Genomic DNA, 21,019 nt, shown 5'->3' with positions numbered 1-21,019 from the left:
GCGCCGGCGACGACCGTCTGCCGGGGCCCGTTGTGGCCGGCGAGCACGGCGGTGGTGCCGGTGAGCAGCGCGGCGGTCTCCTCCGGCCCGGCGGTGACGCCGAGCATCGCGCCCGGCGGGGCGTGCGTCGCCATGGCCTCGCCCCGGAGCGTGACGAGCTCGCGCAGCTCGTCGTCGTCGAGGCAGCCGGCCCAGTGCAGCGCGGTCAGCTCGCCGAGGCTGTGGCCGACGGCGACGGTCGCGTCGATGTCGAGCGCCGCCAGGGCGCGCAGCCCGGCCAGCGAGCCGGTGACGATCCGCGGCTGGGCGAACGCCGTCGACGCGGCCGTGCCGTCGGCGGGGACGTCGCCGGCCGCGCGGTAGACGTCGTCGGCCTCGGTGAACCGCCGGCGCAGCGCCCCGCCGCCCCAGCCCCGGCCGGAGCCCTGGCCGGGCAGGAGGAAGCCGACCCGGGCCGGCCGGCCGGCCCGGCCCAGGAAGACGCCCCGCGCCGGGTCGACCAGGGTCCCGGCGCCGTCGGGCGCCGACGCGCGCGCCGCCAGGTCGAGGGCGCGCTCGGCCTCCTGCGGCGTCCGGACCACGACCGCCGCCCGGTACGCGCGGCCCCGCAGGCTCCGGTGCAGGGTGGTGGCCAGGTCGCCCAGCTCGGCGAAGGCCAGCCCACGGACGGTCCCCCGCAGCTCCGTCAGCCGCCCGTGCAGCTCGTCGCGGGTCTCCGCGTCGACCAGCAGCAGCTCGGCGTCCTGCACGGACCGGGCGAGCTGCCGCGTCCGCCGGTCCATCCAACGGCGGCGGGGCCGGGCGGGCCCGTCGACGACGAGGTGGGTGTTGATGCCGCCGAAGCCCATCGCGGTCACCCCGGCGCGTTGGGGGGCGCCGGCCGGCCACTCCTCGGCGCGGCGCACGGCACGCAGCGCGGGCCGCTCGGCGGTGAGTTCCGGGTGCGGCTCGACGCAGCCCACCGTCGGCGGGACGACCTGGTGGTGCACGGCCAGCACGGCCTTGATCAGGCCGGCCACCCCGGCGGCCGCCTTGGTGTGCCCGATCATTCCCTTGACCGACCCGATGGCGGCGGGGGCGGCGTCCGGGTCGGCCGCCCGGCGTTCCTCGCTCAGTGCGCGCAGCTCGGTGCCGTCGCCGACGGCCGTGCCGGTGCCGTGCCCCTCGAACACGGGCACCGTCTCCACCCCGAAACCGGCCCGCTGGTACGCGCGGCGCAGCGCCAGCCGGTAGCCGGCCGCCTCCGGTCGGGTGATGCCGCCCCGGCCGTCGGAGGAGACGCCCCACCCGGCCACCGAGGCGTAGACGCGCCGGCCCTGGGCGAGCGCGTCGCGCTCCCGCATGAGCACCACCATGCCGCAGCCCTCGCCGGGCCAGAACCCGTTGGACCGGCGGTCGTAGACGCGCATCTCGTCGGTGGCGAGCGCGCCGGTGCGGGCGAAGCCGACCATCTCGAACGGATCGATGGACAGGTCGACGCCGCCGGCCACCGCCACGTCCACGTCGAGGTCGGTCAGGCTGCGGCAGGCGGTGACCACGGACAGCAGCGAGGAGGCGCAGGCGCCGTCGACGGTGTAGCCGCCGCCGTGCAGGTCGAAGTGGTTGCAGATGCGCCCGGCGATGGTGTTGGACAGGCCGCCCGCGAGGCTGTCCTCGGTGACCTCGGCGAACGGCGCCTTGTACGAGCGCTCCAGGTCGGCGAGGAAGCCCGCCACCCGGTCGTCGTCCCAGCCCTGCTCGCCGAGGGCGGCGCCCACCACGCGCCGGACGTACGGCCACCGCAGGCGCATCATGCCGGCCCGGGTGAACTCGCCGGTCAGGGTGTTGCCGACGACCACCCCCGTCCGCTCGCGGGGAAGGCCGTCGCCGTCGGGGAACCCGGCGTCGGCGAGCGCCCGCGCGGCCATGTCCAGGGCCAGCCAGTGGGTGAGGTCGGTGGACCGGTAGGTGGCGCCGCTGACCTTGAACGCGACCCGGTCGAACTCGTACCCCTCGATGACCGCCGCGTTGCCGGCGTAGTAGCGGTCGGGGGCGGCCGGGTCCGGGGACCAGTAGTCGGCGGCGCGCATCCGCTCGTCGGGCAGGCGGCGGAACGCGCGCCGCCCGGCGAGGGCGTTCTCCCACAGCTGCCCGGGGCCGGTGGCGTCCGGGAAGCGGCAGGCGAGGCCGACGACGGCGATCCTGCTCATGCCCGCACCATCTCCCGGGCCACGGCGGGTGGCACCGCGCCGTCGAGGGTCCCCGCGGCGGGCGCGGCGCCCCTGCCCTCGCGGGCGGCGACCCGCACCGCGTGCAGCGACCAGAGGAAGCCGCCCCGGACGAGGCAGACGATGGCGGTGGCGAAGAACAGGCCGTACACGATGGACGCGCCGGTCAGTACGCCGTAGACCAGGGCCACCCCGCCGCCGAAGGCGAACTGGGACAGCGGCCGCGACGGGGTGGTCCCAGGGTCGGTGATCATGTAGTTGGTGAACAGCACGAACGCCACCCCGGTCATGGTGGCCAGCGCCGGCAGGATGGCGGTGTCCAGCACGAGTCCCCGCACCACCGACTGGAGGACGAAGACGCCCAGCCAGCCGGCGATCAGCCACATCCGGCCGGTGAGCTTGGCGTTGAGCATGGTGCCGAAGACGACGATGACCGCCGGGACGATCCAGTCGGCCGGGCCCTCGAGGTACTCGGTGAACTGGTACGGCGGCGCGATGGAGATCCACGGGAACAGCAGCAGCACCACCGCGATGCCGAAGTTCGACGGGTTCATGAAGTGCCGCAGCCGGCCGTTGACCGGCACCCGGAACAGCCACTTCCCGCTGATGGCCACGGCCACCGCGAAGAGCATCACGGGCAGCCGGTCGTTGACGTACAGCAGCATGTTCACCGCGAGGGCGGTGATGTGCGCGGGATAGAGGAACTCGACCAGACCGCGCGCCCCGCCGCCGCGGTAGCGGGGCGGGCGGTGCTCGGCCCGCGCGCCGATCGTCTCCAGCACCAGCTCCACCGCGTAGCCCGTGGCGAGCGCGAACAGCGGCCACGCCCAGGCCTGCTCGAAGCCGAGCACGGTGTAGCCGGCGATGTTGAGGACGGTGATGGAGATGGCGAACCTGCGCAGCGCGGTGATCCGCGGATCCTTCGCCGGCTTCTGCGTCATCGTGAGACCTCCCGAGCCTGCGAACCGAGGGTGAGGGTGTGTCGACCGGGGGCGAGCGACAGTTCCTGCTCGTGCGGGACGCCGGAGCGGTCCCGCCAGGTGAGGTGGACCGACACCGGGCCGGTCGCGTCGCCGAGACCGAGCGACACCTCGTTGCTGCGGCGGCCGGAGTGGCCGCTGCCGCCGTCGACCCGGTCGAGGAGCACCCGGCCGTCCGGGGTGGTCACCCGGACGTGGGCGCCGACGACGGGCGACCCCGCCCCGGCGAGCGGGCCGGTGCCCCGCGCCTGCTCGTGCAGCAGCCGCAGGGTGAGGGAGTTTCCGGTGTCCGGGCTGTCGTTGTGGTAGAAGACCGGCGCGTCCCACTGCCGGGCCACGACGAGGTCGAGCCGCCCGTCGCCGTCGGCGTCGCCGGTGGCGATGCCCCGGCTGGGCACCCGCTCGGCCATGCCGAGTTCCTGGCTCAGGTCCTCGTAGCGGCCGTCGGCGCCGCGCACGTGGAAGGCCAGGTGCTGACCGCCGGCGATGTCGTCGCCCTGCTCGACCTTGGGCCACCAGCGGGGGTTGGCGAGCAGGTCGTCGTTGGCCGTGGCCGCCTCCTGCAACTGCGCCCAGCGGTTGACCTCGCCCTTGACGAAGCCGGCGGTCTGCACGATGGCCGGCTCCCCGCGGTTGGTGAAGTCGCCGAACTTGACGTCCCAGCTCCACCCGCTCCAGGCCAGGCCCAGCTCGGCGCTGCGGTCGTGCCACGGCGCCGAGCCGGCCCGCAGCGCGGCGCGCAGCTCCTCGGTGTTCGCGGCGGTGTTGACGAACGCGAAGTTGCTCTCCTGGATGCCGAACGAGGTGGTGATGTTGCCGACGTAGAGGTCGAACATGCCGTCGCCGTCGAGGTCGCCGAAGTCCACGCCCATGCCCTTGAACGAGTCGTGACCGAGCCGCTTGGACTTGGGGGTCAGGCCGGGCAGCCCGCGGCTCTCGACCAGCGCGAAGGAGATCCGCCCCGGCTCCGACCGGTTGTGCAGCAGCCGGTCCGGCCCGAAGTCGTTGGCCAGGTACAGCTCGGGCAGCTGGTCGCCGTCGACGTCGTTCGCGGCGACCGCGAGGGTCCAGCCGCGCGAGACCCCGCTGTCGAAGACGTCCGGGACCTCGGCGAAGGAGACGCTCGGGGCGGGGCCCGCGCTGCCGCCGGTCCAGCGGAACACGTGGTCCTCGCCGCCGTTGAGGCCGTTGGACATGGACCGGTTCATCGCCACCCCGCCGTGGACGCCGGGGTCGAGGACGGCGCTGTCGGGGAAGTAGTTGCCGATGTAGACGTCGAGGTTCCCGTCGCCGTCGAAGTCGGCCAGGGTGGCCGCGTTGGTGTTCCACTTCGGCCCGTCGTACCGGCTCGGGTCGGCCGACGCGCCCGGCACCAGCTCGACCGGCCGGTACGCGTCCCGGGACAGCCCGGTGGCGTCCGCCCGGGCCAGGAACACCACCGGGGTCCGGCCCCACCAGTAGACGAGCAGGTCGGTGCGGCCGTCGGCGTTGACGTCGCCCGGCAGGCAGCCCATCGGGGCGATGTGCGGGTTCATCGGCAGCGGGGCCGGGTCCAGGACGAACGGCTGGTAGCGGTCGGCGCCGGCGGTCGGGGCGGGCGTGACCACCACGCGGTCGACCCGGGGGTCGGTCACGCAGAGGTCGTTGGCGAGCCCGTCGCCGTCCAGGTCGTTCATGGCGACGCCCGCGCCGACGGAGGAGATCCACGCCGCCAGGTGCTGGTAGGCGCCGTTCACCCGGCGGATCGACTGCTGCGGCAGGCCGCCCGGCATGGGCAGCGACATCGGGGTGAAGCGGTAGGGCTGTGCCATCGCGCGTCGCTCGTCGGCGCTGGCCTCCGGCGGCCGGACCAGCACGTACATGCCGGTGAGCAACACCAGCGCGACCAGCCCGGCCATCTGCCGCCGGAACATTGTCATGATTGCCGACAAGGGTCAGCACCTCCCCAGCGTGACGAACTGCTTGGCGATCCGCTGCCGCCACACCAGGTAGGCCGGCACCGGTCCGTCCCGGTCGAGGTCGGCCAGCGCGGCCTGGGTGACCGCCGCCGCCTCGGCGGGCGGCGCGCCGCAGAAGACCTCCGTGGCGGCGGCGGTGTGCGCGGTGGTCAGCCCGGCGCGCTCCCGGGCCTCCGCCGCGAAGGCGCTGCCCTGCGCCATCGCCGGGGCGTACGCGCCGCCGCGCTCGCGCAGCCGGCGCAGGTCCTGCGGCGACGCCCCGCCGGCGTACGTGGCGGCCAGCGCCACCCCGCTGTACAGGTCCTCGTGCCGCTCCGGCGGAAACCCGTCGACGGCGTCGGCGATCCGGTCGGGGTGGGCGCTTTCGACGAACCACATCGCGCGGCCGATGCCCTGGTCCACCACCCGCCCGGTCCACCGCCCGATCGGGTCGCCGGGCCAGGGCAGCACCTCGTCACGCCGGTGCGCGCGCACGTACCGGTCGGTGTGGAAGTACGCCTGGTGGAATCCGTAGCCGTCCAGGGCCAGCCAGCCCAGCAGGCGGTCGGCGGGCTGGATGGCGTGCCGGCGCCAGCGCGGCAGGCGGGCCATCGCCCAGCCCACCCCGACGTGGACCATGTAGACGTGCCGGGCGGCCGGTCCGGCCAGGAACCGGGCGACGCGGCGGCCGCCGGTCAGCCCGTCCAGGACGGCGAGGCCCATCGCCGCGCCCTCGTACGCGAACCCGCGCAGCTCCGGCTCGACGGTCTCCAGCGCCACGGCGGCCTCGTCCGGGCCCCGGGCGCCGACGGCGTGGCCGTAGCCGGTGAGGAAGTGGGCGCCGACGGACTCCAGGCGCTCGCGGGTGGCCTCGTCGCGGGCCCGGAAGCCCCGGGTGGCGAACGTGGTCTGGGCCATCCCCGGCGTCAGGACGTATTGACGAATGGTTCGCCAATTTACCGGCATGGCGCACTCCTTGAGCAGGTGGGACGCGGTAAATCAGGCGACATTGACGAAATGGTTCGTCGGAATCCCGCTCCGAGGGAGCCGGCGGATCGCCGTACCGCTCCGGACCCATGTTTCACGGCGTTCATCGGATCTGCTTCTCCCAACTTGCTCGGCTGCGGCCCCGACGGCGCCACCAGCGGATGACCGAGGCGTTCAAGAAAACGTCAAGGAGGACTACGCAGACTCCTCTGCGGTGCCCGATCCACTGCCACAGGGAGCTGATGTGAAATCGACGTCTGGCGTTGCCCGGAACACGGTGGAACAGTCCCGGGAGGCGGCTGCGGCGCGGGCCATCGACTACATGCGCCGGCACCTGTCGGAGCCGCTGCAGCTCGCCGACCTGGCCCGGGTGGTCCCCTTCAGCCCGTTCCACTTCCACCGGTTGTTCCGTGACGTGACCACGATGACCCCGGCCCGCTTCCTCGCCGCCCTGCGGATGGCGGAGGCCCGCCGGATGCTGCTGCACTCCGGCCTCACGGTGACCGCGATCAGCGGCCACGTCGGCTACACGAGCGCGGGGACGTTCACGACCCAGTTCTCCCGCCTGGTCGGCACGTCGCCGGGGCACTTCCGGCAGCTGGCCCGGCTGCTGGCCGACCGGCCCTGCCACGTCCTGGCGGGCTGGTTGCGCCACGCCGCCGCCGAGGTCGCCCGGCCCCGGCTGGTGCTGCACGTGCCGGACAGCACGCCCGGCGACCTCGTGCTGGTCGGGCTGCGGGCCGGCGGGGAGGCCACGGACGCGCCGACCGCGTGGGCGGTGGCGGCCGGCGGCTCCCCCGTCCCGGTGGTGGCCCGCCCGGGCGACTACCAGGCCCGGGTGGTGCTGGTCCGGGGCGAGAGCACGCTGACCCGCGCCCTGGTCGACGAGGAACCCACGAGTCACCTGGTCGGCGCCGCCGACCTGGCGCTGCCCCACGACGGCTGCGCCGTGGGCCGGGTCGACGCCGCGCCGCCGCGGCCCACCGATCCGCCGGCGCTGGCGATCGGGCCGGTGTGCCGGCTCGTCGAGAGGTTCACGCGGCTGTCCGGTCCGCCGGACCGGGCCTGGGCGGCCGGCCGCGCCGCGCTCGCCACGGCGGCCATCGCGTGACCCGGCGGCACGGGCACGCGCGCGTGTCGGCGACAGGACCACGAGGTCGTGACCAGGAAGGCGGTGCCGGGCGATCATGCCGTTCCTTCCCGACCCGGGCGGACCGTCCCCGCTGAGGGTGGTCATCGTCGGTGCCGGCTACGTCGGCACCTGTCTCGCCGTCACCCTCGCCGGCCGGGGCGCGGAGGTGGTCGCGGTCGACAGCGACCCGGGCACGGTCGCGGACCTGCGGGCCGGCCGTTGCCGGCTGCCCGAACCGGGCCTGGCCGAGGCCGTCGAAGCCCTGGCCGGCACCGGGCGGCTGACGGCCAGCACGTCGTACGACGCGGTCGGCGCGGCGGACGTGGTGGTCGTGACGGTCGGCACGCCGACGGACGCCGGCCACCAGATGGTCGCCGACCAGCTCGTGGCGGCGTGCGGGCAGATCGCCCCCCGGCTGCGCGCCGGACAGCTCGTGATCCTCAAGTCGACGGTCTCGCCGGGCACCACCCGCACCCTCGTCGCGCCGCTGCTGGAGAGCGGCGGGCTGGTGCACGAGCGCGACTTCGGGCTGGCCTTCTGCCCGGAGCGGCTGGCCGAGGGGGTGGCGCTGGCCCAGGTGCGGACGCTGCCGGTGGTGGTGGGTGGCTGCGGCCCGCGCAGCGCCGCGGCCGCGGAACGGTTCTGGCGGTCGGCGCTCGACGTCGACGTCCGGCAGGTGCCCTCGGCGGAGGCCGCCGAGGTGGTCAAGCTCGCGACCAACTGGTGGATCGACGCGAACGTGGCGATCGCCAACGAGCTGGCCCGCTACTGCGCGGTGCTCGGGGTGGACGTCCTCGACGTGATCGGGGCGGCCAACACCCTGCCCAAGGGCGGCAGCATGGTGAACCTGCTGCTGCCGGGGGTGGGGGTCGGCGGCTCCTGCCTGACCAAGGACCCGTGGATGGCCTGGCGCGACGGCCGGGACCGGGGCGTGCCGCTGCACACGGTCGAGACCGCCCGCGCGGTCAACGACGACATGCCCCGCCACACCGCCACCGTCATCGCCGACGAGCTGGTCAAGCTGGGTCGGGACCCGTCGGCCACGACGGTCGCCGTCCTCGGCGCGGCGTTCAAGAACGACACCGGCGACGTCCGCAACACGCCGGTACGCGGCGTGGTGGCGGCGCTACTCGACGCCGGCTTCCGCGTCCGGATCTTCGACCCGCTCGCCGATCCCGCCGAGATCGCCGCCCGCTTCGGCACCGCACCGGCGGCGGACCTCGACGAGGCGGTGGCCGGGGCGGGCTGCCTGGCCTTCCTCGCCGGGCACCGCCAGTTCCACCAGCTCGACTTCGCCGCCCTGGCCGGCCGGGTGGACGAACCCTGCCTGGTCTTCGACGGTCGCATGCACCTCTCGCCGGCGCGCATCCGCGAGCTGCACCGGCTCGGCTTCGCATACCGCGGCATCGGAAGGTGAGCAACAGTGCCCAGATCGCTGGTCACCGGCGGCTTCGGCTTCGTCGGCAGTCACGTCGTGGAACGACTGGTCCGCCGCGGCGACGAGGTCGTCGTCTACGACCTCGCCGACCCGCCGCCGGACCTGGAGCCCGCCGCGGGCGCGGTGCGGCACGTCCGCGGCGACGTGCGGGACGCCGACGCGCTGGCCGCCGCCGCGGCCGGGGCGGACGAGGTCTACCACCTCGCGGCGGTCGTCGGCGTCGACCGGTACCTCAGCCGGCCGCTGGACGTGGTCGAGATCAACGTGGACGGCACCCGGAACGCGCTGCGCGCCGCCCTGCGCGCCGGCGCCCGGGTCGTGGTCTCCAGCACCAGCGAGGTGTACGGGCGCAACCCGCGGGTGCCGTGGCGGGAGGACGACGACCGGGTGCTCGGCAGCACGGCGACGGACCGGTGGTCGTACTCCACGAGCAAGGCGGCCGCCGAGCACCTGGCCTTCGCCTTCCACCGGCAGGAGGGCCTGCCGGTGACGGTCCTGCGGTACTTCAACGTCTACGGCCCGCGCCAGCGCCCGGCGTACGTCCTGAGCCGCACCGTCGCCCGGCTGCTGCGCGGCGTCCCGCCCGTGGTGTACGACGACGGCCGCCAGACGCGGTGCTTCACCTGGGTCGACGAGGCGGCCGAGGCGACCCTGCTGGCGGCGGCCCACCCCCGGGCCGTCGGCGAGTGTTTCAACATCGGCAGCAGCGTGGAGACCACCGTCGCCGAGGCGATCCGGCTGGCGGGGACGGTGGCCGGGGTGCCGGTGGCGGCCCAGACCGCGGACACCGGGGCCGGGCTGGGCGCCCGCTACCAGGACATCCCGCGCCGTGTCCCGGACTGCGGCAAGGCGGCGGCGCTGCTGGACTGGCGGGCCCGGGTGCCGCTGGTGACCGGCCTGCGCCGGACGGTGGAGTGGGCGCGCCGCAACCCGTGGTGGACGGCGCAGGCCGACGACGGACTGGTCGTCCGGTAGGCCGGGCGCGTGGACGGTGTCGTGCCGACGGCGGCGTGCCGCCCGACCCGGAGGCCGGGCCGGGAGGCACGCGTGGCCGGCGCGGCGGTCAGGCCTGCCGGGGCAGGACCGGCGCCGGCCCGGTGCCCAGGCCGGGCCGGCCGACGGGGCGCCGGGCGGCGAAGCGCCGCCGCAGCGGCTCCTCGAACCACCGGTGCAGGCCCAGCGCGACGAGCACCGAGACGAGCAGGATCCCCACGGCGACGAGGAGTCCGGCGCCGGCGGCGAAGCGCCGCTCCGCGCCGACCAGGTGCCGCACGATCAGCATGATCGGGAAGTGGATGATGTAGAGCGCGTAGGAGGCGTCGCCGAGGGCGACCAGGACCCGGCCGCGCAGCACCCGGCCACGCTCCTCCAGGTCCGCGAGCGCCAGGTTGGGGATCAGGGCGAACAGCGGCACGAACAGCGCGGCGCTGAAGATGAAGGTGAACGGCAGCATCGGCGTGACCAGGAAGGCCAGGACCGTGCCGAGGACGAGCTTCCACCGGGCCACCCGACGCCACCGGCCGGTGAGCACGATGCGGGCGAGCACCATGCCGAGCAGGAAGTTCAGCAGCCGTACCGGCGGGAAGGTGTAGACGAACCAGTACTCGTTGAGGTTGAACGGCAGCCAGCCCAGCCGCGGCGCCCCCGGCAGCAGCGGGCTCAGCACCGACACCAGCAGGATCCCGCCGGCGAGCGTGCTGCACCACCGCCACAGCCGGTGCGCCGGGATCCGCTGGACCAGGGGCAGCAGCAGCGGGAAGAGCAGGTAGAAGAACGCCTCGGTGGAGATCGACCAGGCCGGCGCGTTCAGGTAGGACAGGTAGTCCCAGGAGGGCACCCACCCCTGCGCCAGCAGCAGGCTCGCCGCCGCCGGCCCGGGTTCCAGGTCGGCGGAGACCCCGGTGGCCGGCGAGGGCGCGGTCGTCGCCAGGAGGAACCCGACGGCGACGGCCCAGCCGAGCGCGTGCAGGGGCGCGATCTTCCAGAACCGGCGGGACCAGAACCGGGCGGCGGTGTCGCCCGGTGGCGCCGACCAGGTCAGGACGAAGCCGCTGAGGGTGAAGAACGAGGCCAGCGCCGCCGACGCCAGGGGCGTGGTGAGCCCGAGCCCGAGTTGCAGCGCGTCGTCGGCGAAGAGCTGGGACGTCGAGAGGACGTGGACCAGCGCCACGGTGAGTGCGAGGAAGAAGCGGTACCCGGTGAGAGCCGGCAGTCGGTGCGGTCGTCCGTCGGTGTCGGTCACGTCGCTCCTCGAGGGTCTCGAGCCGCGTCCACGGGCGAGGGGCGACGGGGGTCGGGGTGCCGCGCGGGTCCCCCGTGGCCGGCCGGACCCACCCGGCGTCCCCCGCCGTCCTCGGTCGGGAGCAGCACGCCGTCGTGGTCGATCCGGTCAGGCACGGAAATGAGACCGGGACCCCCGACGAGCAATTCGTGAACATCTCACGGCATTGCCGACGACCGTCCGGTCCAACATTTTCCGATAACTGACTAATAGATCGTTGTCAACAGCAGACTGCCACGCCGGCAATGTCACGGCCAGCGTCCTGTCGGCTATATGAACCGGCCGGAAACCCGGCTCCGTCGAGCCGGTCGGCCCGGGCGGTCAGCCCATTGCCGGGGCGCCGGCGGACACACCGGTACGCGTCGCCACGAAAAGGCCGCGCCCCGTCAACCAGCCCTCGACGTACGCGGCTTCGCAGCCGGCGTCGACGAACGCCGCGTCGTACTCCTCCCGGGTGAACATGGTGAGCAGCCCGACCTGGCTGAACTCGCGGATCCCGGCGGCGTCCCCGACCAGCCAGCGCTCCTCCATCCGCGTCACCCGGCCCTGCCGGGTGGACCGGGACACCCGCGCCACGGTCCGTCCCTCCTCGCGCACGAGGTCGCCGCCGACGTACCCGTCGATGAACCGCTCCGGGAACCACCACGGCTCCAGCACCAGCACGCCCCCGGGCGCCAGGTGCGCCGACATCGCGGCCACGGCGGCGCGCATCTCGGCCACCGTGCCGAGGAAGTTGACCGCCGTGAACAGGCAGGTCACCGCGTCGAAGGTGGCGCCGAGGTCGAACGCCCGCATGTCGCCGGCGTGCAGGCGCACCCCGGGCAGCCGGCGCCGGGCCAGCGCCAGCATCGCCGGGGCCAGTTCGAGCCCCTCCACGTGGGGGAAGCGGGTGGCGAAGGTCTCCAGGTGCGCGCCGGTGCCGCAGCCGACGTCGAGCAGCCGGTCGGCGCCGGGGCGGGCGGCGAGGATCCGGTCCGCCACGTCCGCCGCCTCGTCGTGCCAGCTCTTGCCGCGACCGCGGTAGGCCGCCTCGTACACCTCGGCGTGCTCCGGTCCGAACATCTCTCCCCCTCGCGGCGGGTCCGCCGGGTCCCCCACCGGCCGGGAACGGCCCTGGCCGCGCCGGCGGAACGACCGGGACGAACCACCGCCTTCTATAACTCCGGTCTGATATTGTCGTACCCGTGCACGCGTTCGACATCCTGGGCGACCCCGTCCGCCGGCGCATCATCGAGCTGCTGGCGGACGGCGAGCTGTCCGCGGGCGAGGTCGGCGCCGTCGTGCAGCGCGAGTTCGGCATCTCCCAGCCCGGCGTCTCCCAGCACCTGCGGGTGCTGCGCGAGAACGGCTTCGCCACCGTCCGCCCCCAGGGCACCCGGCGGCTCTACGCGGTCGACCCCGCCCCGCTGGAGGAGCTCGACCGGTGGCTGGACCGCTACCGGCGGTTCTGGAACCAGCGCCTCGACGCCCTGGGCACGGAGCTCGCCCGCGGCCGCGCGCGGGCGGCCGGGGGCCGCTCCGCGGGTGCCGGCGGGCCCGAGGGCGACGCCGGCGGGCCCGAGGGACGCCGGCCGCGTCGTCGGGCGACCGGCGACAGCCAGGGCTGAGCGACGGGCACGACCGCCGCCCGCGACCCCCGGGGCCGGACCACGCGCCCGACCACGCGCCGGGCGAGGCGTCCGACCGGGCCCGACCGCCGACCGGGGCCAGCCGTCCGACCGGGACCAGCCGTCCGACCGGCGCCCGACCACCGACCGAGCCCAGCCGTCCGACCGGCGCCGGCCGACGCCGGCCCCGGCGGCGTACGGCGGGTCAGCCGGCGCTCCGGGCGGCGAAGTCCGGCAGCAGGCGGGCGACCTCGTCGGGGCCCGGCATGGCCGCGATCTCGGTCGCCACCGCCTGCGCCCCCTTGCGGTAGCTGTCGTCGGCCAGCAGGCGCTCGGCGGCGGCCGCCACGGCGTCGGGGTTGATGTCGTCGGGCAGCAGGTGCTCGCCGGCGCCCGCCTGCGCCACGGCCTGGGCGTTGGCGAAGGAGTCCCCCGCCCACGGGAAGGACAGCTGGGGCACGCCGGCGCCGAAGGCGCCGAGGGTCGTGCCGCTCCCCCCGTGGTGCACCACCAGGTCGACGCGGGGCAGCAGGGCCGCCTGCGGCACCCACGACTCGAGCCGCACGTTGGCCGGCACGGCACCCAGCCCGCTGACGTCGAGCGACGGGCCGCTGGCGACGAGGACGTCGGCGTCGAGGCTGGCCAGCCCGTCGATCGCCGCCCGCAGCACCTCGACCGTGCCGCCGCTGGAGGTGCCCAGGGTCAGGTAGACCAGCGGGCGGGCGGCGTCGCGGGAGGACACCCAGCCGGGCAGGTCGCCCTGCTCCGCGAAGGGCACGGGGCGCAGCTCGTGGCGGTGCGGGCGGGCCCGGAACTCGGGCTCCTGCAACGAGGGCGGGAAGATGTCGACGAACGGGTTGCCGAAGCCGTCGATGCGCCCGGCGGGCAGCTCGACGCCGAGCCGCTGGGCCAGCCCTCGTACCTCCTCCTCGATGGACCGGGTCAGGTCGTCGGGGGTGTCCCGCCCGACCCCGTGGCAGATGGCCGGGATGCCCGCCTTGCGGGCGGCCAGGCCGGCGGCGTAGTTGCTGACCTCCTGCACGATCAGGTCGGGACGCACCCGGTCGATCACCGGCTGCAGTTCGTCGAAGATGCGCTGCGGGATGACCCGCCCGAACACGATCTGCGGCAGCTCGCTGAGCTGCTCGGGGGTCAGCCCCTCGGGGCTGTCGGTGTCGAAGCGGATCCGCAGCGCCGCCAGGAACCCGTCGAAGACCGGCATGCCGGTGGCGACCGGGTCGAAGCCCAGCTTGCGCAGGGTGCCCGCGAAGGTCTCGCCGGTGGCGAAGGTGACCTCGTGACCCGCCGCACGGGCGGCCGTGGCCAGTGGCAGCAGGGGATAGGTGTGGCCATGGGTTCCGAGACTGGCGAACAGCACGCGCACGGTGATCACTTGCCTTTCCGGGAGTGGGGCAGGGCGACCCGTCTACTTGAGTCATATCTAGCACAACGACATGTCGATCTACAGTGGCCCATCTTGCGGAAATGACTCAGCCCCAAGCCGGGCACCAGTTCGCGCGGCGATCGACCATGTTGTGCCGGCAACACCCCTCCATTACGCTTGAAAGTCTCAAGTGATCTAGCTAGTGGAGGCTGCGGATGGACAGCGGCGACGGCCAGGACCTGCGTGCCTTCGTGCACGACTCACCGGAGGAGACGGAGACCACCCAGCGCCTGACGAAGCTCCTGACCGGATCCCCCATCCCGACGGAGGAACTGGTCAACAACCTTCCCCTGTTCCTGCGCCGCCACCAGATGACCGACCTGCTCTCCATGGACGCGCTCTACCGCGAGGTCCTCGACGTGCCGGGCGTGGTCATGGAGTTCGGCGTGCGGTTCGGCCGCCACCTCGCCACCTTCGCCGCCCTGCGGGGGGTCTACGAGCCGTACAACCCGCTGCGGCGCATCGTCGGCTTCGACACCTTCACCGGCTTCCCCGACGTCAACGACGTCGACCGGGTCGGCCCGACCGCGTACCAGGGCCGCTTCGCCGTGCCCGGCGGCTACCCCGCGTACCTGCGCGAGGTGCTGGAGGCCCACGAGTGCAGCGACTTCTTCGGCCACGTGACCCGGCGCAGCGTGCTCGTCGAGGGCGACGTGCGGGAGACGGTGCCGCGCTACCTGGCGGAGAACCCGCAGACCGTCATCGCGCTGGCCTACTTCGACCTCGACCTGTACGAGCCGACGAAGGCGGTCCTGGAGGCCATCAGGCCCTACCTGACGAAGGGCAGCATCGTCGCGTTCGACGAGCTCGACAATCCGAAGTGGCCCGGGGAGAACATCGCGATGCGGGAGGTGCTCGGCCTGGACCACGCGCCGCTGCGCCTGCTGCCGGGCCGCCCGGCGCCGGCGTACCTGCGCTGGGGCGACTGACCGGCGCCCCGCCGGCCCGGCCACGGAGCCGGGCCGGCGGGGCGGCGCCGCCGAGGCCGGCACCCGGCGGTTCGCGCCACGCTCGCCGCGCGATTGACCGGACTACGTATAAACTATAACTTACGTTCGTGCCGACTTATGGAGGAGGATGGGCCGACCCCGTCTGACCCGCCCATCTTCCGCGCAGCGACAGTGAGGACGAGACATGACTCAGGAGAAGACCGCACCGGCCGCGAAGAGCACGACAGCCAAGAGCACCGCCGCGAAGAAGCCGAAGCCCCCGAACTACGACCCGTTCGTCCGGCACAGCGTCACTGTCAAGGCCGACCGCAAGACCGCCTTCAAGGTGTTCCTGGAGGGCTTCCCCGAGTGGTGGCCGAACAACTTCCGGACCACGAAGGTGGGCGCCCCGCTGGGCGTCGACAAGAAGGGTGGCCGCTGGTACGAGATCGACGAGCAGGGCGAGGAGCACACCTTCGGCCTGATCCGGAAGGTCGACGAGCCGGACACGCTGGTCATCGGGTGGCGGCTCAACGGGTTCGGCCGGATCGACCCGGACAACTCCAGCGAGTTCACCGTGACCTTCGTGGCCGACGGCCAGAAGAAGACCCGGGTGGACGTCGAGCACACCCACTTCGACCGGATGGGCACCAAGCACGCCAAGCGCGTCCGCAACGGCATGGACAAGGGCTGGCCGACGATCCTCCAGTCCTTCCAGGCGAAGATCGACGAGGAGGGGGGCGCCAAGTGAACAACCCCGTGGCCTCCGGTCAGCCGACCGAGCGCGCCCTGGGCCGGCGGACGATCCCGGCCGGCGACGCCCGCAGCATCGTCATCCGCCAGCGGTACGCCGCGCCCGTGGACGAGGTCTGGCGCGCCTGCACCGACCCGGACCGGATCAACCGCTGGTTCATCGAGCCCAAGGGCGACCTCCGCGAGGGCGGCAACTTCGCCCTGCAGGGCAACGCCCACGGCGACATCCTGCGCTGCGAGCCGCCTCGACGCCTCACCATCAGCTGGATCTACGGCGACAAGCCCGACAGCGAGGTGGAGCTGCGGCTCAGCGAGGACGGCGACGGCACCCTGCTGGAGCTCGAACACGCGACGGTCTCGGAGCCGATGCTCGTGGAGGTGGGCGTCGGCTGGGAGATGGCCCTCGACTTCCTCGGCATGTTCGTCCGCGGCGACCTGCCGGGCGGCCCGGTCCCGGAGGACGCGGCCGAGGAGTTCGAGCCGAGCTCCGAGATGATGCGGGTGTCGCAGGAACGCGCCGAGACCTGGGCCGCGCTGGTGCAGTCCGGCTCGTAGGCGGGAGAGCAGCGGCTCGACCGATGCGACGCGGCCCCGGCGGACACGAGTCCGCCGGGGCTTTTCGCTGTCGGCGGCGCCGTGCCGCGCGCGGGCGCCCCGACGGCCGTCGAGCTGGCACGCCGTCGCGGCGCGCGGGCGCAGAGACGACGCTCCGGCCCCGGGCCCGCGGGAAGCGGGGGCACCGGGGCCGGCGGCGGGGGGCGTCAGCGCTGCTTGCGGCTGTAGAGCCAGACGGTGGGTGGGGCGAGCACCGCGATGAGAATGGCGCAGGCCAGCAGGCCGGCAGTCAGCTGCCCCGAGGTGATCGTGCCGTGCATCAGCCCACGGGCCGCGGTCGCGGCGTGGGTGACCGGGTTCAGCTTGACCACCGCCTCCAGCCAGCCCGGCATGGTCTGCGACGGCGCCAGGATGTTGCTGCCGAAGAGCAGCACGAACTGCAGGAGGTTGACCACGCCGGCGGCGGCGGTCGGCTGCGGGATCAGCACCGCGAAGAGCATCCACAGCCACGCGACGCTGAAGGTGAACAGCTGCAGGTAGAGCAGGGCGAGCACCACACCGGACAGGCCGCCGTCCGGCCGGAAGCCCAGCAGCAGGCCCAGCGACAGCGGCACGATCGAGGTCAGCGCGTAGCGCACGGCGTCGCCGGCCATCGCCCCGACCAGCACGGCGGGCTGCCAGATGGGCGTGCTCCGGACCCGGTCGAACATGCCGGTCGCGATGTCCCGGTTGAGCGTCAGCGCGCTCATCATGCTCGACGACACCAGCGACAGGACGATCACGCCGGGGAGGAAGAACTGCAGGTACTCCCGGGGCGACCCGGCGATCGCGCCGCCGAGCAGGTAGGTGAAGACCAGCGTCAGGATGATCGGGAAGACCACCGCGGTGCCGAGATGGTCCTGTACGTAGCGAAGTTTGATCAGGTTCCGCCAGGCGAACGTGCGGACGGCGAACAGCGGGCCGGGGCGTGGTGGTCGTTGCGCGCCGGCCACCGACCGGCTGAAGATCTCGGCCGGCAGCGGCCGCACCTCCGTGCTGGGTGTCGTCATGCCCGTACCTCTGCTTCCTCTTCTTCGCTGGCGTCGAGCGTCGAGTGACCGGTGAGCGCGAGGAACACCGTGTCGAGCGAGGGCTGGCCGAGGGTGAAGTCGTCGACGTGGATGCCGGCCCGGGCCAGCTCGCCCAGGGCCAGCGCGGCCCGGTCGGGGTCGGCCACCCGCACCGACAGCCGGGCCGGGTCGGAGTCGAGGTCGACGGAGGCGCCGACGGCACCGGCGAGCAGGGTGCCCGCGTCGGCCCGGCGCTCGGGGTCGCGCAGCCGGACGTCCAGCACGCCGGCGGCGCGGCTCGCCTTCAGCTCGGGCGGGGTGCCCTGCGCCACGATGCGGCCCCGGTCGATGAGCGTCAGCTCGTCGGCGAGGTGGTCGGCCTCGTCGAGGTACTGCGTGGTCAGCAGGACGGTGCCCCCGTCCCGGACCAGCGCCCGGATCATCTCCCAGACCTCGCTGCGGCTGCGCGGGTCGAGACCGGTGGTCGGCTCGTCGAGGAACAGCAGCTCGGGGGTGACCACCATGCTCGCGGCCACGTCGATGCGGCGCCGCTGACCGCCGGAGAAGGTCTTCACCAGCCGGTTGCCGACCTCGGTGAGGTCGAACGCCTCCATCAGCTGCTCGGCCCGTGCCGTCGCGGAGGCGTGCCGCAGGCCCTGCAGGCGACCGGCGAGGATCAGGTTCTGCAGGCCGGTCATGTCCTCGTCGACCGACATGGTCTGGCCGGTGAGCCCGATGCGGCGGCGGACCTGGGCGGCCTCGCGGACCACGTCGTGCCCGAGCACGGTGGCGGTGCCGGACGTGGGCCGCATCAGGGTGGCGAGCATCTTGATGGCCGTCGTCTTGCCGGCCCCGTTGGGACCGAGGACCCCGTGGATCGTCCCGGCCCGCACCACCAGGTCCAGTCCGTCGACCGCGCGCGTCTGGCCGAAGACCTTCACCAGCTCGCGGGTCTCGATGGCCAAGGCCGGATTGGTTGTCATGCTCTCTCCCGTCGCGTCACAGGCGAACCCGGACAGCCGGATCACGGAATCCCGTCGGCGTCAAACTACAAGAAGCGCTTATATCAGTCAAGACTGCTATTAGCTGTGGGCCGAATTCAGTCGGGCGGATCCAGCCAGAGGTTCGCCGCGTCGTACCAGCGGTCCACGTGCGGCAGCGGGACGGCGTTGCGCACCCGGGAGCTGGTCAGGTGCGCGATGGTCGGCTCGCAGGCCAGGATCGGCACGATCGCGACGTCCCGGAGCACCTGCCGGTCGACGCGGTGCCACAGCTCCTCCGCCTCGGCCTCGGTGCGGGCGGACAGCGCCCGGTCGATCAGGTCGTCGACGACCGGGTTGTGGTAGCCGCCGTAGTTGGCCGTGCCGACCGCGGTGTTGGACTGGAACATCGGCTGCACGTACGAGCGGCCGTTGTTGCCGAACCAGTCCGGCATCCAGGCCGCCGGGGTGATGTCCCACTCCCCCGCCGCCGCCCGGGCCGGGTCCTGGAGGATGCGGTAGTACTCGTCGGTCTGGTCGATCTCCACCAGGCGCACGTCGACGCCGCCGGCGGTCAGGTCCTCGGCGATCGCCCTGGCCACCTGGCCGTGCACCGCGTCGATCCGGTAGATCATGGTCAGCCGCAGCCCGTCGGGGTATCCGGCCTCGGCGAGCAGCTCCCGGCAGCGCGCCCGGTCGCCCCGGTCGCCCGGCGTCGGGTACGGGTCGTACTCCCGGTGCCCGAAGTTGCCCGGTGGGATCGCCGTGTGCGCGGGCCGGGTCACGGTGCCGATGTTCATGTCGTCGAAGAACCGGACCAGGCGGGCCTTGTCGATCGCGTACGCGATCGCCAGCCGCACGGCCCGCCGGCGCAGCGCGCCCCGCTCGTTCGGGCTCTGCAGGTTGAACGCCAGGTAGGGGTTGAGCGCCCAGCCGAGGTTGCGGTCGGCGTCGGTGACGCGCCGGCGCGGGCTGCCCACGGCGGCGCCCCAGGACAGGTCCGCCGCCCCGCTCTCGATCTCGGCGCGGACCCGCTCGTCGCTGACCCGCGCCATCCGCACCTCGATCCGGTCGACGTAGCGGCGGCGGATCGGGTCGGCGTCGGCCCGCCAGGCGGGGTTGTGGTCCATCGTCAGGTGGCTGCCGGGCACGTAGCTGGTGATCCGGTACGGCCCGTTGGAACGGACCCGCCGCGCGAAGTCCGGCCCGTCCGGGACAACGTCGTCGAACTCCCGGGGCGCGGCCGAGGCGAACGGCATCGCCAGCAGGTTGAGCATGTCGTTGGCGGGGCGCAGCAGCTCGATCACCAGGGTCCGGTCGTCCTTGGCCCACAGCCCGTCGATCTCGTGGCCGTTCTGGTGGTCGGCCAGCTCGGCGGCGGTGGGCGTACGGCCGGCGAAGCGGGCGCGGTAGCCCTCGGCGAACTCCGCCATCCCGGCGATGGTGCTCGTGTAGTAGGCGATGGCCCCGGCGCCGGCGACCGGGTTGGCCATCCGCTTGAAGCCGCGCACGAAGTCCCCGGCGGTGACCGGCCGGGGCGGGTCGGTGTCCCACCGGACCCCGTCGCGCAGGCGGATCGTGTACGTGCGCCCGTCCTCGCTCAGGCCGCCGTTGCCCACCGTCGGCAGTTCGGCGGCCACGTCGGGGACCGGCACCAGCGCGGCGGCGTCCTCGGTGGTGGGATAGCTGAACAGCTGCCGGGCGAAGAGCCGGATGACCTGGTGGGAGAAGGCGTAGTAGGCGGCGGCGGGGTCCAGGTGGTCGAGGCCCCCGGGCCCGTAGTAGCGCAGCGTCCCCCCGTGGCGGGGCTGCTGGTCGTCGTCCGGCACGGTCTGCGACCCCTTCCGTCGAGGTTCAGGCCGGCACGCCGACCGCGATGGACATCACCGACGAGGTGCCGACCACCCGGTCCAGGCGCAGCCCGGCCGCGGCGAACAGCGGCGCCAACTCGGCGGCGGTGCGCTCCTGGCCGGTGCGCGCGGCGAGCATCATGAAGTCCATCTCCTTGCTCTGGTGGGCCCCGTTGCCCTCGGGGACGATCGCGTCGATGGCGAGCACGCGGCCGTGGGCGGGCATGGCCCGGCGGCAGTTGGTGAGGATCCGGACGCTGTCCTCGTCGTCCCAGTTGTGCAGGATCCGCTTGAGCACGTGCACGTCGGCGTGAGGCACCTCGCTGAGGAAGTCGCCCTCGACGACCTTCCAGCGACCCGCCACGTCCGGGGCGTCGAGCCGGTGGCGGGCGACCACCTCCGCCCGGTCGAGCAACACGCCCTGCAATCCGGGGTGCTCGCGCAGGACGGTGAGCAGGAAGCCGCCCCGGCCGCCGCCGACGTCCGCGACGGTGCCGGTGGCGGGAAAGCCGCCGGCGCGGGCGAGGATCAGGTGCTCCGCCGCGCTGACCGTCTCCATCCCCTCGTAGTAGAGCGCCTCGACCTCGGCGTCGCCGTCGAAGTAGGCGTCCAGGGAGCTGCCGAAGATGTCGGCGAAGGCGGGCCGCTCCGGCCCCAGCGCGCTCGCCACCCGGTGGCTCATCGTCCAGAACATGGTGTCGGTGAACATCAGGATGCCGGCCCGCGCCGGCACCGGCGAGTCCGACCGCAGCGCGGCGCCCTTGTCGGTGAGGGCGAACCGGCCGTCGGTCTCGCGGACCACGTCGCGGACCGCCAGCAGGCGCACGGGCTCGGCGGGCCACCCGGCCCGACCAAGCTTCTGGTACCGACCCGCGTACGCGTGAGACCTC

At 73.8% G+C, this 21,019-nt stretch carries 18 protein-coding genes; 7 read left to right on the top strand and 11 right to left on the bottom strand.

What is annotated here, in order from left to right; all coding sequences use genetic code 11:
- The 4 genes from ACWENR_RS21190 to ACWENR_RS21175 all read right to left on the bottom strand — a co-directional run.
- On the bottom strand, positions 1-2,189 hold a 2,189-nt coding region (locus ACWENR_RS21190; RefSeq protein WP_452278703.1), incomplete at its 3' end, for a beta-ketoacyl synthase N-terminal-like domain-containing protein.
- The gene (locus ACWENR_RS21185) at positions 2,186-3,148 is read right to left on the bottom strand and encodes an enediyne biosynthesis protein (protein WP_452278702.1); all 963 of its coding nucleotides are present in this window, start codon (positions 3,146-3,148) and stop codon (positions 2,186-2,188) included. The genes ACWENR_RS21185 and ACWENR_RS21190, both read right to left, overlap by 4 nt.
- Positions 3,145-5,118 (bottom strand): CRTAC1 family protein, encoded by a 1,974-nt coding sequence (locus ACWENR_RS21180; protein ID WP_452278701.1) that lies wholly within the window; start codon positions 5,116-5,118, stop codon positions 3,145-3,147. The genes ACWENR_RS21185 and ACWENR_RS21180 overlap by 4 nt, the downstream gene beginning before the upstream one ends.
- 3 nt (positions 5,119-5,121) lie before the next feature.
- Positions 5,122-6,090, bottom strand: a complete 969-nt coding sequence (locus tag ACWENR_RS21175) for a DUF1702 family protein (protein WP_452278700.1) — start codon at positions 6,088-6,090, stop codon at positions 5,122-5,124.
- Between the two features lie 265 nt (positions 6,091-6,355).
- Here ACWENR_RS21175 and ACWENR_RS21170 point away from each other — a divergent pair, with 265 nt between their 5' ends.
- The 3 genes from ACWENR_RS21170 (at position 6,356) to ACWENR_RS21160 (ending at position 9,656) form a co-directional block, all read left to right on the top strand.
- Positions 6,356-7,222, top strand: a complete 867-nt coding sequence (locus tag ACWENR_RS21170; protein WP_452278699.1) for a helix-turn-helix domain-containing protein — start codon at positions 6,356-6,358, stop codon at positions 7,220-7,222.
- A gap of 118 nt (positions 7,223-7,340) precedes the next feature.
- Positions 7,341-8,660, top strand: coding sequence for a nucleotide sugar dehydrogenase (locus ACWENR_RS21165; protein ID WP_452278704.1), 1,320 nt, complete (start codon positions 7,341-7,343; stop codon positions 8,658-8,660).
- A 6-nt stretch (positions 8,661-8,666) separates the two neighbouring features.
- Positions 8,667-9,656: an NAD-dependent epimerase/dehydratase family protein gene (locus ACWENR_RS21160; protein ID WP_452278698.1), complete on the top strand. Its 990-nt coding sequence runs from the start codon at positions 8,667-8,669 to the stop codon at positions 9,654-9,656.
- Positions 9,657-9,744: 88 nt separating this feature from the next.
- Here the strand turns inward: ACWENR_RS21160 and ACWENR_RS21155 are convergent, their stop codons facing one another.
- On the bottom strand, positions 9,745-10,923 hold the full coding sequence (locus tag ACWENR_RS21155) for an acyltransferase family protein (RefSeq protein ID WP_452278697.1): 1,179 nt from the start codon (positions 10,921-10,923) through the stop codon (positions 9,745-9,747).
- 360 nt (positions 10,924-11,283) lie between these two features.
- Complete coding sequence (locus tag ACWENR_RS21150; RefSeq protein WP_452278696.1) at positions 11,284-12,024, bottom strand: class I SAM-dependent methyltransferase; 741 nt, start codon at positions 12,022-12,024, stop codon at positions 11,284-11,286.
- A 122-nt stretch (positions 12,025-12,146) separates the two neighbouring features.
- Here ACWENR_RS21150 and ACWENR_RS21145 point away from each other — a divergent pair, with 122 nt between their 5' ends.
- On the top strand, positions 12,147-12,569 hold the full coding sequence (locus ACWENR_RS21145) for an ArsR/SmtB family transcription factor (RefSeq protein ID WP_452278695.1): 423 nt from the start codon (positions 12,147-12,149) through the stop codon (positions 12,567-12,569).
- Positions 12,570-12,774: 205 nt separating this feature from the next.
- Here the strand turns inward: ACWENR_RS21145 and ACWENR_RS21140 are convergent, their stop codons facing one another.
- The gene (locus ACWENR_RS21140) at positions 12,775-13,962 is read right to left on the bottom strand and encodes a glycosyltransferase (protein ID WP_452278694.1); all 1,188 of its coding nucleotides are present in this window, start codon (positions 13,960-13,962) and stop codon (positions 12,775-12,777) included.
- Between the two features lie 206 nt (positions 13,963-14,168).
- Here ACWENR_RS21140 and ACWENR_RS21135 point away from each other — a divergent pair, with 206 nt between their 5' ends.
- The 3 genes from ACWENR_RS21135 to ACWENR_RS21125 all read left to right on the top strand — a co-directional run bounded on the left by ACWENR_RS21135 (position 14,169) and on the right by ACWENR_RS21125 (position 16,250).
- Entirely contained in the window at positions 14,169-14,942 is a 774-nt protein-coding gene (locus tag ACWENR_RS21135; protein ID WP_452278693.1) for a class I SAM-dependent methyltransferase, read from the top strand.
- Between the two features lie 205 nt (positions 14,943-15,147).
- Positions 15,148-15,693 carry an SRPBCC family protein gene (locus tag ACWENR_RS21130; RefSeq protein ID WP_452278692.1) on the top strand — a complete coding sequence of 182 codons (546 nt, stop codon included), beginning with the start codon at positions 15,148-15,150 and terminating at the stop codon, positions 15,691-15,693.
- Positions 15,690-16,250 (top strand): SRPBCC family protein, encoded by a 561-nt coding sequence (locus ACWENR_RS21125; RefSeq protein ID WP_452278691.1) that lies wholly within the window; start codon positions 15,690-15,692, stop codon positions 16,248-16,250. Before ACWENR_RS21130 ends, ACWENR_RS21125 begins: the two co-directional genes overlap by 4 nt.
- A 206-nt stretch (positions 16,251-16,456) precedes the next feature.
- On the opposite strand, the gene ACWENR_RS21120 is transcribed toward ACWENR_RS21125, so the two are convergent.
- The 4 genes from ACWENR_RS21120 to ACWENR_RS21105 all read right to left on the bottom strand — a co-directional run.
- Positions 16,457-17,299: an ABC transporter permease gene (locus ACWENR_RS21120; protein WP_452278690.1), complete on the bottom strand. Its 843-nt coding sequence runs from the start codon at positions 17,297-17,299 to the stop codon at positions 16,457-16,459.
- Positions 17,296-18,282 carry an ATP-binding cassette domain-containing protein gene (locus tag ACWENR_RS21115; RefSeq protein WP_452278689.1) on the bottom strand — a complete coding sequence of 329 codons (987 nt, stop codon included), beginning with the start codon at positions 18,280-18,282 and terminating at the stop codon, positions 17,296-17,298. Before ACWENR_RS21115 ends, ACWENR_RS21120 begins: the two co-directional genes overlap by 4 nt.
- Positions 18,283-18,398: 116 nt before the next feature.
- Positions 18,399-20,108 carry an ABC transporter substrate-binding protein gene (locus tag ACWENR_RS21110; protein ID WP_452278688.1) on the bottom strand — a complete coding sequence of 570 codons (1,710 nt, stop codon included), beginning with the start codon at positions 20,106-20,108 and terminating at the stop codon, positions 18,399-18,401.
- Positions 20,109-20,133: 25 nt separating this feature from the next.
- A partial coding sequence (locus ACWENR_RS21105) for a methyltransferase (RefSeq protein WP_452278687.1) occupies positions 20,134-21,019 on the bottom strand: 886 nt, incomplete at its 5' end.

Source organism: Micromonospora sp. NPDC004336, from assembly GCF_053602615.1.
Note: the sequence above shows the minus strand (reverse complement) of the source record. Positions and strands in the feature narration are given on the sequence as shown.